This window comes from Actinomyces sp. ICM58 (assembly GCF_000283035.1).
Lineage (GTDB): Bacteria > Actinomycetota > Actinomycetes > Actinomycetales > Actinomycetaceae > Pauljensenia.
The window spans coordinates 1-15,536 of sequence record NZ_ALIY01000094.1 but is presented as its reverse complement, the minus strand read 5'-3'; the positions used below and the strand labels follow the sequence as shown (position 1 = coordinate 15,536).

11 protein-coding genes are annotated in these 15,536 nt (G+C 65.2%); 1 reads left to right on the top strand and 10 read right to left on the bottom strand.

What is annotated here, in order from left to right; translation table 11 throughout:
• Position 1 precedes the first annotated feature (1 nt).
• Positions 2 to 1,972: a DNA primase gene (gene dnaG, locus HMPREF1138_RS04595; RefSeq protein ID WP_009057118.1), complete on the bottom strand. Its 1,971-nt coding sequence runs from the start codon at positions 1,970 to 1,972 to the stop codon at positions 2 to 4.
• A 45-nt stretch (positions 1,973 to 2,017) separates the two neighbouring features.
• Positions 2,018 to 3,322 carry a deoxyguanosinetriphosphate triphosphohydrolase gene (locus HMPREF1138_RS04590; protein ID WP_039936915.1) on the bottom strand — a complete coding sequence of 435 codons (1,305 nt, stop codon included), beginning with the start codon at positions 3,320 to 3,322 and terminating at the stop codon, positions 2,018 to 2,020.
• Positions 3,323 to 3,519: 197 nt separating this feature from the next.
• On the opposite strand from HMPREF1138_RS04590, the gene HMPREF1138_RS04585 reads away from it, so the two are divergent.
• Positions 3,520 to 5,646, top strand: a complete 2,127-nt coding sequence (locus tag HMPREF1138_RS04585; protein WP_009057120.1) for a glucose PTS transporter subunit IIA — start codon at positions 3,520 to 3,522, stop codon at positions 5,644 to 5,646.
• A 551-nt stretch (positions 5,647 to 6,197) separates the two neighbouring features.
• Here the strand turns inward: HMPREF1138_RS04585 and aroD are convergent.
• The 8 genes from aroD to HMPREF1138_RS04545 form a co-directional block, all read right to left on the bottom strand.
• The gene (gene aroD / locus HMPREF1138_RS04580; protein WP_009057098.1) at positions 6,198 to 7,022 is read right to left on the bottom strand and encodes a type I 3-dehydroquinate dehydratase; all 825 of its coding nucleotides are present in this window, start codon (positions 7,020 to 7,022) and stop codon (positions 6,198 to 6,200) included.
• 12 nt (positions 7,023 to 7,034) lie between these two features.
• Positions 7,035 to 8,270, bottom strand: coding sequence for a tRNA dihydrouridine synthase DusB (gene dusB, locus HMPREF1138_RS04575; RefSeq protein ID WP_050981235.1), 1,236 nt, complete (start codon positions 8,268 to 8,270; stop codon positions 7,035 to 7,037).
• Positions 8,271 to 8,352: 82 nt separating this feature from the next.
• A complete protein-coding gene (locus HMPREF1138_RS04570; RefSeq protein WP_009057140.1) occupies positions 8,353 to 9,741 on the bottom strand; it encodes a glycine--tRNA ligase in 1,389 nt (462 codons plus the stop codon).
• A gap of 726 nt (positions 9,742 to 10,467) precedes the next feature.
• Positions 10,468 to 11,190 carry a hypothetical protein gene (locus tag HMPREF1138_RS04565; RefSeq protein ID WP_009057100.1) on the bottom strand — a complete coding sequence of 241 codons (723 nt, stop codon included), beginning with the start codon at positions 11,188 to 11,190 and terminating at the stop codon, positions 10,468 to 10,470.
• The gene (locus HMPREF1138_RS04560; RefSeq protein ID WP_009057125.1) at positions 11,187 to 12,083 is read right to left on the bottom strand and encodes an ATP-binding cassette domain-containing protein; all 897 of its coding nucleotides are present in this window, start codon (positions 12,081 to 12,083) and stop codon (positions 11,187 to 11,189) included. The genes HMPREF1138_RS04565 and HMPREF1138_RS04560 overlap by 4 nt, the downstream gene beginning before the upstream one ends.
• Positions 12,080 to 12,469 carry a GntR family transcriptional regulator gene (locus HMPREF1138_RS04555; protein ID WP_009057142.1) on the bottom strand — a complete coding sequence of 130 codons (390 nt, stop codon included), beginning with the start codon at positions 12,467 to 12,469 and terminating at the stop codon, positions 12,080 to 12,082. The genes HMPREF1138_RS04560 and HMPREF1138_RS04555 overlap by 4 nt, the downstream gene beginning before the upstream one ends.
• A gap of 495 nt (positions 12,470 to 12,964) precedes the next feature.
• Positions 12,965 to 13,861, bottom strand: a complete 897-nt coding sequence (locus tag HMPREF1138_RS04550) for a sugar ABC transporter permease (RefSeq protein WP_009057102.1) — start codon at positions 13,859 to 13,861, stop codon at positions 12,965 to 12,967.
• Positions 13,861 to 15,447 (bottom strand): ABC transporter permease subunit, encoded by a 1,587-nt coding sequence (locus HMPREF1138_RS04545; protein ID WP_039936924.1) that lies wholly within the window; start codon positions 15,445 to 15,447, stop codon positions 13,861 to 13,863. The genes HMPREF1138_RS04550 and HMPREF1138_RS04545 overlap by 1 nt, the downstream gene beginning before the upstream one ends.
• Between the last annotated feature and the right edge of the window lie 89 nt (positions 15,448 to 15,536).

Below are 15,536 nucleotides of genomic sequence, written 5' to 3'. Positions count from 1 at the left end.
CTTAATCCCTTTCGGTGTAGTTTTGCCTTCGTTGCTCCAGACGCATGAGCGACCGGAAAACCTCAGAATACTGCGGGTCCTCCTCATTCATGCGAGACAGGGCCGCACGTGCTTCACCTAACTGCCTGGTCAGGTCCATGCGCACCATCGCGGCGACGACGCCACGGCAATAGGAACGCACATCCCCCTCGCCCGCGACGGGCAACGGATTGACCGCCAGCTCCGTAACCGACGGAGCAATAAACTCCCCCGCCGCCTCCAAGACAACCTGCACGAAGTGGCGCGACGCCGCCAAGGTCGCGTTCTCTCCCGGCCCGAAGTGGGCCTCGGCCTGACGCATCATCTGCGTGAACGCGTCGAGCCCGCCGGCCGCGCGGATCGCGTCATGGACGGCGCGGTGCGTGGGCACCGTGAAGGACTGGCCGTCCAGCTCCTCAAAGCCGGAGCCGACGACGTAGAGCGGGTGCTGGAGGACGGCCTCGAGGGCCTGACGCTCGACGCGGGTCACCGGATCCTCGGGGCCCATGCGCGCGGGCGCGGCCACGGGGCGGCCCGCACCCGCCATCTCGATCTCACCCGGGCGAGGCCCCGGCGCGATGACCTCGACGCGGCCCGCCGCCCGAATCGCCTGCTCGACCGTCCCCATGTCCATGCCGAGCCACCCGGCAAGTGAACGCGTGTACTCGGCGCGCAGCGCACGGTCCTTGATGTGCGCGACGATGCCGGCGGAGGCACGCAAACCCTGGACGCGCCCCTCGGCGCTGCGCAGATCCATCTGAGACAGGACGGAGCGGATCGCGAACTCGAACAGGGGGATGCGCGAGTTCACCAGATCGACGATCGCCTGGTTACCCTCGGCCAGGCGCAGGTCGCAGGGATCCTGCCCGCCTGGGGCAACCGCCACGAATGTCTGTGCCGCGAAATTCTGGTCTTCCCCGTAGGCGCGCAGCGCTGCCTTCTGCCCGGCGCTGTCCCCATCGAAGGTGAAAATCACCTCGGAGCCGTGCGCGCGCCCGCTCGACAAGACGACGCCGGCCGCCGGGTCCGCGTGGTCGCCCAGCAGGCGCCGGATGATACGCACATGCTCGGAACCGAACGCCGTGCCACACGTCGCCACCGCGTTCGTCACCCCCGCGACATGTGCTGCCATGACATCCGTGTACCCCTCGACGATGACGACCCGATGGTCCGTCACGATCGACTTTTTCGCCAGATCCAACCCGTACAGCAGCTGCGACTTCTTGTAGATGGGCGTCTCGGGAGTATTCAGGTACTTGGGCGACTCCTTGTCGGCGTCGTCCAGTCGGCGCGCGCCAAACCCCACCGTCGCACCCGTAATATCGCGGATCGGCCACACCAGTCGGCCGCGGAAACGATCGTAGATGCCGCGGCTGCCCTGCGAACCCAGGCCCGCGATCTGGATCTCCTGATCCGTGAAGCCTTTGGAGCGCAGGTGGCGCGTCAGCGAATCCCACGAGGCCGGAGCATAGCCGACCCCGAAATGCTCACACATCGCCTGGTTGAAACCGCGCTCAGCCAGGAACGTGCGCCCCCTGTGAGCCTCCTTGCTGCCCAGCTGCTTGCAGTAGAACTCTTCGGCCACGCGATGAGCGTCCAGGAGCCGCTGGCGCTTGCCCGGCTCCTCCGTGCGCACCCGCGTCCCGCCCTCCTCGTAGTGGAGGGTGATCCCCGCCTTCTGCGCGAGCATCTCCACGGCCTCGGTGAAAGGCAGGTGGTCGATCTTTTGCACAAAGGAGATGACGTCACCGCTCTCACCGCACCCGAAACAGTGGAACATGCCCAGGTGGGGGCGCACGTTGAAGGAGGGCGTGCGCTCGTCATGGAAGGGACACAGACCCTTGAGCGAACCGATGCCAGCGGGTCGCAGCGCTACGTGCTCGCCGATGATCTCGTCGATCTTGATCGCGCTACGTACCGCTTCGATGTCGTCCTTGCGAATCAAACCCGCCATAATCTCAGTCTACCGACGCCCACCCACGTCTGCGTCCGATCACGCTCAGAGCTGCGACGACAGCATGCCACACCAGCGGGCGTGCCACGCCGACGCCGACACGTCCGTGAGCGCCGCGACCTGATCGATGACGGCGCGCAGGCGCACCCCGTCGTCCGATGCTGCCCGCCACTGCGCGGCGAACACCGGCTCCAGAGCGCCCGCCCCGGCCTCGTATAGGGCGTCAACGAGGTCGGCCAGGAGCGTGCGCTGCTGGTAGTACACCGGCTCGCTCTCGCGCGGGCTCATGACGTAGTGGACGGCCATGCCCTTGAGCATCTGGATCTCGGCGCGCACCTCGCGAGGCACCACCAGGTCCGCGCGGTAGCGGCCCAGCGGCTCGTCCCCGAACGTCTCGCGCGTCGCCGCCACCGTCGCCGAGCAGAAGCGCCCGATCAGCTCACTCGTCGCGTCCTTCAGGCGGGCCAGCGAGGCGTAGGAGCCGTCGAAGGAGCGCAGCCACACGCTCATGTGCACGATGCGCTCGAGGGCATCCTCCAGGTCCGAACGCGCCACCGAGGGGCCGTACCAGTCCAGCGTCGAGGCGATGACCGCCGCGCAGTGCTCGTCGTCGAAAAGATCGGCGGGGTCAAGCTTGCGGGTCGCAACCGCGTCCTCCATGTCGTGCACCGAGTAGGCGATGTCGTCCGACAGATCCATGATCTGGGCCTCCAGGCAGCGCCGCCCCGCAGGCGCGCCCTGGCGCATCCACGCGAACACGGGCGCGTCGTCCGGATAGACGGAGAACTTGCGCGTCGACTTGGCCAGGTCGGGGCCACCGGACTTGACCCACGGGTACTTACAGATCGCGTCCAGCGTCGCGCGAGACAGGTTCAGGCCCGCGGGCACGCCGCCCGGCCCGATCACCTTGGGCTCCAGGCGCGTCACGACGCGCAGGGTCTGGGCGTTGCCCTCAAAGCCGCCGATTGAGGCTGCCGCCGCGTCCAGGGCTCGCTCGCCGTTATGCCCGAAGGGGGGATGCCCGAGGTCATGGGACAGGCAGGCGGCATCCACGACATCCGGGTCGGCCCCCAGTTCCTTGCCCAGCTCGCGCCCCACCTGGGCGACCTCCAGGGAGTGAGTCAGCCGCGTGCGCACGAAATCGTCCGAAATCGGGCCCAGGACCTGCGTCTTTTCACCCAGGCGGCGCAGCGCGGACGAATGCAGGATGCGCGCCCGGTCGCGCTCGAACTCCGTGCGGGCCGAAGACTTGTGCTCCTCGGGCACCCAGCGCTCAGAATCGGACGAGCTGTAAGGAGACGCCGAGCTGGCACCGTCAACACCGGGAATAGCCACAGAAAACTCATTCACAAACCCATGGTACGCGGCCGGGCCCGCCACCGAGCCGGCGCACGGACCGGGTGTCACAGCGTCGTTGCTGAAGAATGTTGAAACTGACCGCTTTATTACTGTGAGATGCCCCGTCGGGTCTTTCACCAAATGTACAAACATGATAAATGTCAGGTGTCGCATTCAGCGTCGAATCACATCCACGGAAGGAGTCCCCCGTGTCCAACACGGCACAGGAAATCCTCGATGCGGTCGGTGGTCCCGACAACATCACACACTTCACCCACTGCGCAACGCGCCTGCGCTTCGAACTGCGCGATGCCTCCGTCATCGACAAGGACACGGTCGAGGCCATCGACGGCGTTCTCGGAGCAGTCCCCCAGTCCGGCGACCGCTACCAGATCGTCATCGGCGGTGCCGTGCAGTCGGTCTTCGACGAGATCAACAACCTGCCGTCCATGAAGTCGGGCGCCGCAGCCTCGAACGACGACGTCAAGGCTGCCGCCCGCGCGAAGGCACGCGGAAAGAACGCCATCGTCGACGCCTTCTTCGAATACCTCTCCGACTCGTTCCGCCCCCTCCTGCCCGTCCTCCTCGGCGCATCCCTGATCCTGGCGTTCCTGGCGGTCCTCGACTCGGTTGGCTTCGTCGACACACGCGCCGATACGATCCCCGCATGGCTCGGCTACGTGAACTCCATGTGGCGCGCGGTCTTCTACTTCCTGCCCGCGATGGTCGCCTACAACGCCTCCAAGAAGCTGAACATCGACCCGTGGGTCGGCACCGCCGTTATCCTGTCGCTGCTCACCCCCAACTTCATCGGTCTGAGCAACGCTTCCTCGTTCGCTGAGACGACCTGTGAGCAGACTGCCCTGGGCACCGAGCAGTGCGTTACCCAGATCGCCTCACTTGAACCCCTGCTGTCCGCCTTCCCCATACTGAACAAAGTCGACTTCTGGCTCCCCCTCATTGGACGGGTTACCTTCCCCCACAGCATCTCGCTCCAGCTGGCCGACTACGGCGGCCAGGTCTTCGTCCCGCTGCTGATGGTGCCGCTCCTAGCCCTGGTCTACAAGGGCCTGAAGCAGATTATTCCCTCGAACGTCCAGATGGTGTTCGTCCCCTTCTTCTCCTTCATCGTCATCATGCCGATCACCGCCTTCCTCATCGGCCCCCTGTCGATCTGGATCGGTAACGGCCTGGGCGGCGGCCTGGCCTGGCTCAACGGCCACGCCCCCATCGTCTTCGCGATCATCATCCCGATCATCTACCCCTTCCTGGTGCCCCTGGGCCTGCACTGGCCGCTCAACGCCCTGCAGCTGGCCAACATCGCCTCGACGGGTTCGGACTTCATCCAGGGCCCCATGGGCGCGTGGAACTTCGCGTGCTTCGGCGCGACCGCCGGCGTTCTCTTCCTGTCGATCCGCGACCGCGACACCGACATGCGCCAGACCGCGTCCGGCGCCCTGGCAGCCGGCCTCTTCGGCGGTATCTCCGAGCCGTCCCTGTACGGTATTCACCTGCGTTTCAAGCGCATCTACCCGCTCATGCTCACCGGCTGTGTCGTCGGCGGCCTGGTCATCGGCATCGGTGGCGGCGCCACGACGAATACCTTCGTGTTCACGTCGCTGCTGACGATCCCGGTCTTTACCCCCAAGGCTGTCTACGGCCTGGGCGTCGCCGCCGCGTTCATCACCGCGTTCCTCATGGTCGCGCTGTTCGACTACCGCACGAAGGAGCAGAAGGCTGAGGCTCGCGCGAAGAAGGAGGCCGCGAAGGTCGGCGTCTCCGCGACCCCCGCTCCCGATGCCTCGGCTCCCGCCGCCGCTCCCGCAGCTGAGGCCGCCCCGGCTCCCGCGTTCAGCGACGAGGCGAAGGCCGACCTGACGCTGTCGGCCCCCATGGAGGGCGAGCTGATCGCGCTCTCGGACGTGGCGGACGAGGCCTTCTCCGCCGGTGCCCTCGGCCCCGGCATCGCCGTGTCCCCCGCCGCTGGCGCGGTCGTCGTCGCCCCGTGCGACGGCAAGGTCTCCGTCGCGTTCCCGACGGGCCACGCCTACGGCATCAAGTCCGCCTCCGGCGTGCAGGTGCTCATCCACATCGGCATGGACACCGTGAAGCTGGAGGGTAAGGGCTTCACCCCCCACGTCGCCAAGGGTGACGTCGTGCGCCGCGGCGATGTCCTGGCCGAGGTCGATTGGGACGTCATCCGCGAGGCCGGCTACGACACCATCACCCCGATGGTCGTGACGAACAAGAAGAAGTTCGGCGCGATCACCCCCGCCGCCCCCGGCCCGGTCACCATCGGCCAGACCGTTGTGACGGTGGCTCCCAAGGAGGCATGAGCGTCCCGGCGTTTCGCTGACGCTGTGGGGGTGGGCCGCAAGGCCCGCCCCCACACGTGTATCTGCCGGATGTTCAACCGACGCCGACGCGCACACGCGTGAGGGTAACACGCTGTCCTGTCGAGCGACCCGGGTGTGACCCCACTGCACGGTTCCCCAACAATGTCGCATGCAATTTCCCTGTCAACCTTTCACAGATTGAAATACGGTCGTTGCAATTCCAACGTTTGTAGACTCCTCTAAAAATTCGGGCAACCGAATTGCATGCGACTTTTGGGGGAGGCTCCCACGGGGCGACCCGCCCGGGCATAACCCCATTACACGGTTCCCCAACAATGTCGCACGTAATTTCCCTGTCAACCTTTCACACATTGAAACAGCGGCATTGCAATTCCAACGTTTATGCGTCATGTCGAAAACTGACCCAGGGAAATTATGTGCGACTTTTGGATGAAGGCTCCCGAGGTGTGTGCTGGAGGTCCGCACCCCGGCTCTACACCCCGGCTCCGCACCCCGGCCTCGAGCAACGCCCCTGCACAGGCCGAGAAACTCTAGACCTCGGAGCCCTCAACGATGTCGAGGACCGCGCGCACCTGCTCGACGGTGAACTGACCGGGGGCGCTCCCCTCGGCGCCGGGCAGGGTTGCGAAGGTCGCCGCGGAACCAAGCGCAGAGCCGACCAGGCGCGTAGACGCGCCGTTGGGCCCCATCGAGATGCCGATGACGGGACGGTCGTAGGCCTCGTGCGCCCATGCCTGCGCGCCGAGCACGCGGGCCGCGTCCGTGGCACTGTGGGCCATGCAGGCGAACTTGAGGACGTCGGCGCCCGCATAGTTCATGCCGGCCAGTACCTCGGCGAGCTGATTGTCACCCGGGGTGGCCTCGAAGTCGTGGAAGGAGGCGACGACGATGGCGCCGGCCGCGTGCGCCCGCTCGATCAGGGCGTGGGCTCCATCGCGCGAGATCTCGACGTCGACGCCGCCGACCAGGGGCGCGAGGTCGGCCACGAGGGCGCAGTACTCCTCGTCATCCAGGAAGGCCTCCCCGCCCTCGACGGAGGTGCGGATGGTGGCCAGGACGGGCAGCGGCGAGGCATCCGCAACGTAGCGGGCCATGCGCACCAGGTCGTCGGCGACCTCGCTGGCGGCGACGAAGTGCGATCCCACCAGGGAGGCCAGGTAGGTGTCGGCTCGCCATTCGACGATGTCGGCGCAGCAGGAGGCCAGGGCGCCGACCTGCTCGCTCAGGGAGTGCGCATCCCCGCAGACGGGGACGATCACCTGGGTTCGCGCGCCGAGCGTCGCTTTCTTGGCGGCTCGCCCGATGGTGACGAGGCTAGGGGCAGGGTCGGGGTCGGGCGCAGATGGGTGAGGCATGATTCCTTCGCTTTAGTAGCCGATTTCAGCCAGGTGCAGGCGTGAGCGCTCCGCATCTGTCAGGTAGGGGTGGTCCAGCCAGCCGTCGGGCAGGTGGGGGGTCTTTTCGCCACCGGCGCGCCCGCGCGGCCCGCGCGCGGCGGGCGGGAACGCTTGGTCGAGGTCGAGGTCGGCGAGGCGCTCGTGGAGCTCTTGGAGGGTGGAGACCATGGACAGGGCGTGGCGCTGGGGACCTCCGACGGCGAATCCGCGCAGGTACCATCCGATGTGTTTGCGCATCTCGCGCAGTGCGCGCCCCTCGTCGCCCTGGTCGACGACGCACCAGGCGGCGTGGCGTTCGATGACGGAGACAACCTCGGCCAGGCTGGGGCCCGGCGGGATCGTCCCACCGTGGTAGGCGGCGACAATGTCGCGGAAGATCCAGGGGCGCCCCTGGGCTCCACGCCCGACGCTGATGCCATCGCATCCGGTGCGCTCGAGCATGGCCAGGGCGTCGGCGGCCTCGAAGACGTCACCGTTGCCGAAGACGGGGATGTCGAGCAGGTCCTTGAGGCGTGCGATCTCGTCCCAGTGGGCGCGTCCCGCGTAGTGCTGGTTCTGGGTGCGCGCGTGCAGGGTGAGGGCGGCGGCGCCGAGCTTTTGCGCGCTCAGTGCGGCGTCCGTCGCGGTCTCGTGCTCGGAGTCGATGCCGATGCGGATCTTGACGGTCACGGGGATCTCGCGCCCCACGCGCTCCCCGGCCTCGTGTGAGGCGCGCACGACGGCACCCACGAGGTCGGTGAAGAGGTCACGCTTCCAGGGCAGGGCCGCTCCCCCGCCCTTCTTCGTCACTTTGGGGACGGGGCAGCCGAAGTTCAGGTCGATGTGGTCGGTGAGATCGCGCTCGACGAGCATCGTTGCGGCCTTCGCCATGACCGCGGGGTTGACGCCGTAGAGCTGCAGGGAGCGCACGCGCTCGGCGGGGTCGGGGCGCACCATGTCCCAGGTGCGTTCGTTGTTCTCGACGAGGGCGCGGCTGGTCACCATCTCGGTGACGTACAGGCCGGCGGGCGCGTCCACGCGCGCGATGGCGACGTGGCGCGGCTCGCCTGCGTCATCGCGCGGGTGCTGAGGGGACGAGGCCGTGGCGCCCTCCCCCGACTCGGCCGCCCAGGAGGGGATGCCGGTGGGTCGCAGGTGGTCGGGCAGGCCCGACTCGCCCATGATGCGGCACAGGCGTCGGAAGGGCACGTCCGTCACCCCGGCCATGGGGGCCAGGACGACGGGTGTCCACAGGCGCAGCGGCCCCACGCGAAGAGGGGCCGCTGCGGACGAGGAGGCTGTCTGCAAGTCAGCAGCCCAGGCGTTCGATCAGGTACGACTTGACCTTGTCGAGCGGGATGCGCACCTGCTCCATCGTGTCACGCTCACGGATGGTGACGGCGTGGTCCTCGATCGAGTCGAAGTCGTAGGTGATGCAGAAGGGCGTGCCGATCTCGTCCTGGCGACGGTAGCGCCGTCCCACGGCGCCGGCGTCGTCATAGTCGACGTTCCAGATGCCGCGCAGCTCGTCGGCCAGCTCCTGAGCGGGGCCGGTCAGTTCGGGCTTGCGGGACAGGGGCAGGACGGCGGCCTTGACGGGAGACAGGCGCGGGTCCAGCTTGAGCACGACGCGCTTGTCGACGCCGCCCTTGGCGTTGGGGGCCTCGTCCTCGTGGTAGGCCTCGATGAGGAAGGCCATGAGGGAGCGGGTCAGGCCCGCGGAGGGCTCGATGACGTAGGGGGTCCAGCGTTCCTTGGTGTTCGGGTCGAAGTAGTCGAGCTTCGCGCCGGAGGCCTCGGAGTGGACGGTCAGGTCGTAGTCGGTGCGGTTGGCGATGCCTTCAAGCTCGCCCCACTCGCTGCCCTGGAAGCCGAAGCGGTATTCCAGGTCGACGGTGCGCTTGGAGTAGTGCGAGAGCTTCTCCTTGGGGTGCTCGTACTCGCGCAGGTTCTCCGGGTCGATGCCCAGATCCACGTACCAGGCCTTGCGGTAGTCGATCCAGTACTGGTGCCATTCCTCATCGGTGCCGGGCTTGCAGAAGAACTCGAGTTCCATCTGCTCGAACTCGCGGGTACGGAAGATGAAGTTGCCGGGCGTGATCTCGTTGCGGAAGGACTTGCCGATCTGGCCGATGCCGAACGGCGGCTTCTTGCGCGCGGCGTTCATGACGTTCGCGTAGTTGACGAAGATGCCCTGGGCGGTTTCGGGGCGCAGGTAGTGCAGGCCGGCCTCGTCGTCGACGGGGCCCAGGTAGGTCTTGAGCAGGCCGGAGAAGGCGCGAGGCTCGGTCCACTGGCCGCGCACGCCGCAGTTCGGGCACGCGATGTCGGCGGTGGTCAGGGAGGACTCTTCGACGCCCTTCTTTTCGGCGAGCTCTTCGATGAGCTGATCCTGGCGTGCGCGCTTGTGGCAGTTGAGGCACTCGATGAGCGGGTCGGTGAAGGCCTTGACGTGGCCGGAGGCGACCCACACTTCGCGCGGGAGAATGACGGAGGAGTCGAGGCCGACGACGTCGGCGCGGCGGCGGACCATGGCGTTCCACCAGGCGCGCTTGATGTTTTCCTTCAGTTCCACGCCGAGCGGGCCGTAGTCCCACGCGGAGCGGGTGCCACCGTAGATGTCACCGCAGGGGAAGACGAAGCCACGGCGCTTGGCCAGGCTGATCACGTTGTCGAGGCGGGAGGGTCCCTTAGCCACTTGTCACTCCTTGAGTATTTGGGGCACGACTGGCTGTCGTGTCGCCATCGATACTAGTCGATAACTACTGTTTCGGGCGCTTCCGGGCCCCTGCTCGCTCATGGATCCCACCACAGGGCGCGCTTGGGGTTCTGGCTGGGCCCCGCGGCGCTCTTCACCCGGCGCGCTCACGGATAGGTTGTGAGCATCCGGATAGGTTATGCGGATCTGGATAGGTTATTAACCTATCCGGATGTCAATAACCTATCCACATCGTCGTAACCTATCCGGATCAGGAGGGGCAGGCTCCGCTACGGCGAGTGCGAGCACGCCGATTTCGAACCTATCCGCATGCGCGCATGCCAGCACCGACAGCGCCGACAGCGCCAACGGCCACCACCCACGCTCACCAAGCACAACACCCCAAAAGTCGCAGGCAATTCCCCTTTACCTATTTCATGCGATGAAATAATATCGTTGAAATTCCGCCATTTTTAGCACTTGATTGAACATTCCATCATCGAATTGCATGCGAAACTGCAGGGCGCGCACAGAACTACGGTGCCGCACTCAGCAACCATCAGAGCGCCCGAGCATCCCCCCACAACAACTCGCAGCGCCTGAACACTCACATGGCGCCACCACAACACGCCCGAATGCATAAAACAGCCCCGGCCTCGTCCCTGGATGGAGCGGGACGAGGCCGGGGCCGGGTGACGGGTCACGCGCCCAGGGCGCACCTGTCGTTCAGCCGACGCGCCGGATGTGCCCAGAGGCGGTCAGCGACCAGCCAGCGGCCACGACCATCAGAGAGATAAGGCCTAGCAGGTAAACGGCCGTGGGCATCGGGGGCAGGTAGCCGGACTTGTGGACGAGGTCGAGGACCAGCCACATGACCGGCACACCAATGCCACAGATACCCAGCGGAATCGCACCCATGAGGGCAAAGACTCGCTTCCAGGTCCCCCCAACACAGCGGGAAAGTCCACCAATGAAGCGCCCGGCTCCGTCGCACGCCACCCATGCGAGAAGAACGAAAATCCATGAATCGACACCGAGAGGCAAGGACTGTCGTCCCATAACGAAGAGCAGGGGGTGAATGGCGATAAGAAGCCACCAGATGAGAGTCCCCAGGCCAATGATGACAATGGTGTGCACGTAACTCGCCACAGTGAGCGCGGTGCGTGATCCACCGCTGAGAGCAGAGGCTCGCAAGTCGACGGTGGCGCAGAGAATACCCCAGATAAAGAGGAAAATACCCGTGACGAAAGCGGAGTTTGTGGCGGTCTGTTCAATGTTCTTGGTGACATCGGAGACTGAGAGGTAGACGATGCCGTTGATCACGAAGTTGACCAGGAACTGGCAGCCCACGATCAGCAGGTAGAGCACCACGGTGAATCTCGAGTTGACAAGGCCAATGCGCAGGGGCGAAGGGGCGGATTTGATGAGGTCGGGGGTTGCAATGCTCATTGGTCGTTCTCCTGGATGAGGTAGGCGAAGGCGTCCTGGAAGGAACAGGGTGAAGAGGTCAGAGAGTGGGATGCAATCTCATGGTCAGTGACACCACAGCCACGTAGGTCCACAATGACCTCTCGTGCGGACCCAAGCGCGCGAGAAGTGATGACGGCAATATCGGAACGATCGACCAGGAAACGTTCCACGTCGGCGGCGTTACCGGTAATCGCACGGATGCGCGAAGTGAACTCATCAACGCTCTCATGGGCAAGCAAACGCCCATTTTTGAGGGCGACAACATCCTCGGCAACATTTTCAAGCTCGGAGACCATGTGTGAGGACACAAGGAAGGCGCGCCGCGGGCGACGTCCCTCCATACTGTCGGAGGCCAGGGTGAGCAGTTCCTCGTAGAACGCGTATCGGGTGGGAACGTCCATGGGGGCCTGAATCTCATCGAGGACGGTAATGGGCGCACCCGATGCCAGCGCCACAGCGCCAGCCAGGATGGCAGCCTGCCCCGATGACATCTTGCTCAGCGTCTTGCGCCCCTTCAGTTGGAAGGAGAAACGCTGAACGTAGCGGTCGAATAGTTTCTGATCCCAGGTCGTGCGCAGCGCGGCATAGGCAACCATGGCCGAAGCCGAGGAACTATCAAAGTCCCTGTCGGAAGAGACCACGATTGAGTAACCGAGTAGGTCGTTAGAGCTCACCTCCGTTCCACATAGGGACACATTTCCTGACGACGGCGGAAGCAGGCCACCGAGGATCTGCATGAGCGTTGTCTTTCCCGAGCCGTTGGGGCCAACCAGGGCGGTGACGGTGGCGTCTCCGAGAGTGAGGGACACGTCGCGCAGCGCCGCCTCACTCTCTCCCGGATACGTGTGACTGATGGAGTTGAGGGTGATCATGAGTTGTCCTTGGCGGTCGTGTCGGCGCCGTAGGCGCGGACGTGGTCGATAATGGCGTCGATGTCGAGGCCCAGGGCCAGGCCCGCTTCGACGGCGGGGTTCAGTGTCTCCTCCACGTAGGATGCGAGTCCGTCGGCCACGAGCGTGTGCTGTGCGCCTTCGGCGACGAACATGCCGATGCCGCGTCGCTTCTCGACGAGCCCCTCGTCGACGAGGATCGCGAAGGCCTTGCCGACGGTGGCCGGGTTGATGCGGTAGGTCGCGGAGTACTCCGTGGTGGAGGTGAGCTGGTCCCCGGCGCGCAGGGCGCCGCGCAGGATCTGCGCGCGGATATCGTCGGCAATCTGCACGTAGATCGGGATCCCCGAAACGAACGTGGGTGCCATGCGTACCCTCCCTTCAGGTTCAGCGGTTCATTACATGACTAATGAACCATAGAACCTGGTAACCCGTCAAGCTCTCACAACAAACGAGTCCTAGATCACATCCACAACAACAAATCCGCTCCCCCTACCCAAATCTCGCACGTAATTCCCCTCGGTCAGTTTTCAAGGCCGCCCACAAACGTTGCAATTCCAACGACCACATTTTAAAGTTCGAAAGGTTTACATGGGAATTACGTGCGACATTGTTGGGGAACCATGCCCGCAAGGCCCGCAACGCCCGCAACGCCCGCGCCCGCAATGCTCGCAACGCCCGCGCCCGCGCCCGCGATGCCGGATCCACACCCGCACGTCAACTGGCCGCCCCACGCACACAGCCCGCCCCACGCACACAGCCCGCCCCACGCACACAGCCCGCCCCACGCACAAAATAGCCCCGGCCTCGTCCCACGGGGATAGGGGACGAGGCCGGGGCCGACTCAGCAGGAGGGAGCGAGCTTACTCCTTGACGCCGCCGGCGGTCAGGCCGGAGACGATGTACTTCTGCAGGTACTGGAAGAGCAGGATGACGGGGACGGCCGCGAGGACGGCGCCCGCCGCGAAGATGCCCCACGGGGCGGTACGCTCGTCGGCGGCCCACATGTACATGCCGACCGCCAGCGTGAACTGACTCTGATCCTGCAGGACGACCTTCGCGATCACGAAGTCACCGAGCGAGGAGATGAAGCTCAGCAGGCCAACGACCGCCAGAACCGGGCGAACCAGCGGCATGATGATCGTCCAGAAGGTCTGGGCGTGCGTCGCACCGTCGATCATGGCTGCCTCGTCCAGCGAACGCGGAATCGAGTTGAAGAAGCCGTAGAGGAGGAAGGTGTTCGAGCCGAGCGCGCCACCGAGGTAGACGCAGATCAGGCCGAGCTTGGAGTTCAGGCCCATGACCGGGAAGATGTCCTGGATGCCCAGGAGGAGCAGGTACAGGGCCACGAAGGCCAGCATCTGCGGGAACATCTGAACGAGCAGCAGGCCGGTCAGGGTGCCGCGGCGCCCCTTGAACCGGAAGCGGCTAAACGCGTAGGCCGCTGCTGCGCCCATGAGGACGGTGCCAATCGCGGTCGTGGTCGACACGATCAGGGAGTTGATAACCCACGACCAGTAGGCGGCATACTTGCCCGAGCCCAGCGCCATGAAGTTATCGAGGGACACGTTCGAGAAGAGGCTGTTCGAGCCGGTCAGCGTCGCGCCGGGGTTCAGGGACACCGACAGGACGTAGAGCAGCGGGACCAGGCAGTAGATGATCATCAGGATGGCGACGATGTGGCGCCAGCCGACCTCTTTCCACCAGCGGCCACCCTTGAGGGTGGATTCGCGATTCTTCTTCACTGTTGCAGCACTCATCACAGCTCCTCAAGGGTCTTCGTCTGGCGGAAACCGAGCCACGCGATCACGCCCACGACGATGAAGATGACGATGGACATGGCCGAGGCCAGGCCGTAGTTCGGGGAACCCGACTCGATCGCGATCTTGTAGACCATCGAGATCAGGATGTCAGTCTGGCCGACATCCAGGCCCGGGTAGTTCGGGCCACCGCCGGTCAACATGTAGATGAGCGAGAAGTTGTTGAAGTTGAACGCAAAGGAGGCGATCAGCAGCGGGACGGTGGACTGCAGCACGAGGGGCAGCTTGATGGACCACACGGTGCGCAGGCCAGAGGCGCCGTCGATCTTCGCGGCCTCTTCGACGTCGCCCGGCAGAGACTGCAGGGCGCCCAGGCAGACGAGGAACATGTAGGGGAAGCCCAGCCACAGGTTCACGCCCAGGATCGAGAACTTCGCCAGCGTTCCGTCCGTGAGCCACGGAATGTGCGCGCCGCCGAGGAGCACGTCGTTGATGAAGCCGAAGTCCTTGTTGAGCATGCCCTTCCACACCAGGGTGGCCAGGAAGGCCGGGAAGGCGTAGGGCAGGATCATGAGGGACTGGTAGATCTTGCGCCCCTTGATGCGCTTGTCCGCGAAGACGAGGCCGAGGATCAGGCCGAGCGCGAAGGTCGACAGGACCGAGGCCGCGGCGAAGATGAAGGACCACAGCAGCGCCTTGAGGAAGGGGCCGGCCAGGTCGCCGCGGGCGAACATGTTCATGTAGTTGTCGAAGCCGACGAAGACGCGCCAGCCGGGATCGAGCTGGGTGCCGTCGGGGGCGACGAACGCGCCGACCTTGCCGTCGGCCGTGTAGACGGTGCCCGACTCGGTGTCGGTCAGCGTGTCGGCCGCCTCATCGTAGCTGTAGCGGGACTTGGCCAGGTAGGCGGTCGAGCCGTCCTCGCTCTTGTAGTGGCCATCGTTGGGGTCTGCCGTGGCCGGGACGCTGAGCGCGAAGACCTCGGTCTGGCGCTGCAGGACGTCATTGAGCTTGAGGACGGTGTAGCCGTCGACGGCGGTGATCATGCCGGCGGAGACGGTGCCGTTGACCTCGTGAAGGGGCGTCTCGGAGTTACCAACCTTGACGGCGCCGGTCGAGCTGTCGGCGATGGCCAGGCCCAGGCCCGAGCCGTCCTCAACGATGGCGGCGGGAAGGTTGACGGCGCCGGGGGCGCGCTGTTCGGCGGCCTTCAAGATCGAGGCGACGGCGTCTTCCTTGGTCGAGTTGTGGCCCTGACCGTAGTTCGTGAAGGACACGTAACCCGTGTACCCCATGACGAACACCTGGTAGATCAGCAGGAACACCATACCGGGGACCAGGTACTTCGCGGGGATCATCCGCTTGGAGAAGTACACCCAGTTCACGACAGCGAGCAGGACGGCCAGGACGGCGAGCACCGTCCACGACTTCACCAGGTACGCGGTGAACATGCCGTACAGCCCCAGGGCGTCGATCAGCATCATCAGGATCAGCTTGACGAAGAAACCAGGCCTGGTCACTTCGCTCGCGTGCGAGGCCTTGGGCCCCGTCTTTTTCTTTTCTGTAGCCTTCGCTGGCTCAGACATCGTGTCCTCCACACGTGCGCGTTCGCGCGTCTTTGCGACGTATCCCGCCGGACGGCGGGTAAAAAAGTGGGCACCGAGGGTGCCTGTTG

Excerpts from the sequence above, each read along its gene's own strand:
- dnaG (WP_009057118.1), bottom strand. The coding sequence starts at position 1,972 with ATGGCGGGTTTGATTCGCAAGGACGACATCGAAGCGGTACGTAGCGCG.
- aroD (WP_009057098.1), bottom strand. The coding sequence starts at position 7,022 with ATGCCTCACCCATCTGCGCCCGACCCCGACCCTGCCCCTAGCCTCGTC.
- dusB (WP_050981235.1), bottom strand. The coding sequence starts at position 8,270 with ATGGCCGGGGTGACGGACGTGCCCTTCCGACGCCTGTGCCGCATCATG.
- HMPREF1138_RS04565 (WP_009057100.1), bottom strand. The coding sequence starts at position 11,190 with ATGAGCATTGCAACCCCCGACCTCATCAAATCCGCCCCTTCGCCCCTG.
- HMPREF1138_RS04560 (WP_009057125.1), bottom strand. The coding sequence starts at position 12,083 with ATGATCACCCTCAACTCCATCAGTCACACGTATCCGGGAGAGAGTGAG.
- HMPREF1138_RS04555 (WP_009057142.1), bottom strand. The coding sequence starts at position 12,469 with ATGGCACCCACGTTCGTTTCGGGGATCCCGATCTACGTGCAGATTGCC.
- HMPREF1138_RS04550 (WP_009057102.1), bottom strand. The coding sequence starts at position 13,861 with ATGAGTGCTGCAACAGTGAAGAAGAATCGCGAATCCACCCTCAAGGGT.
- HMPREF1138_RS04545 (WP_039936924.1), bottom strand. The coding sequence starts at position 15,447 with ATGTCTGAGCCAGCGAAGGCTACAGAAAAGAAAAAGACGGGGCCCAAG.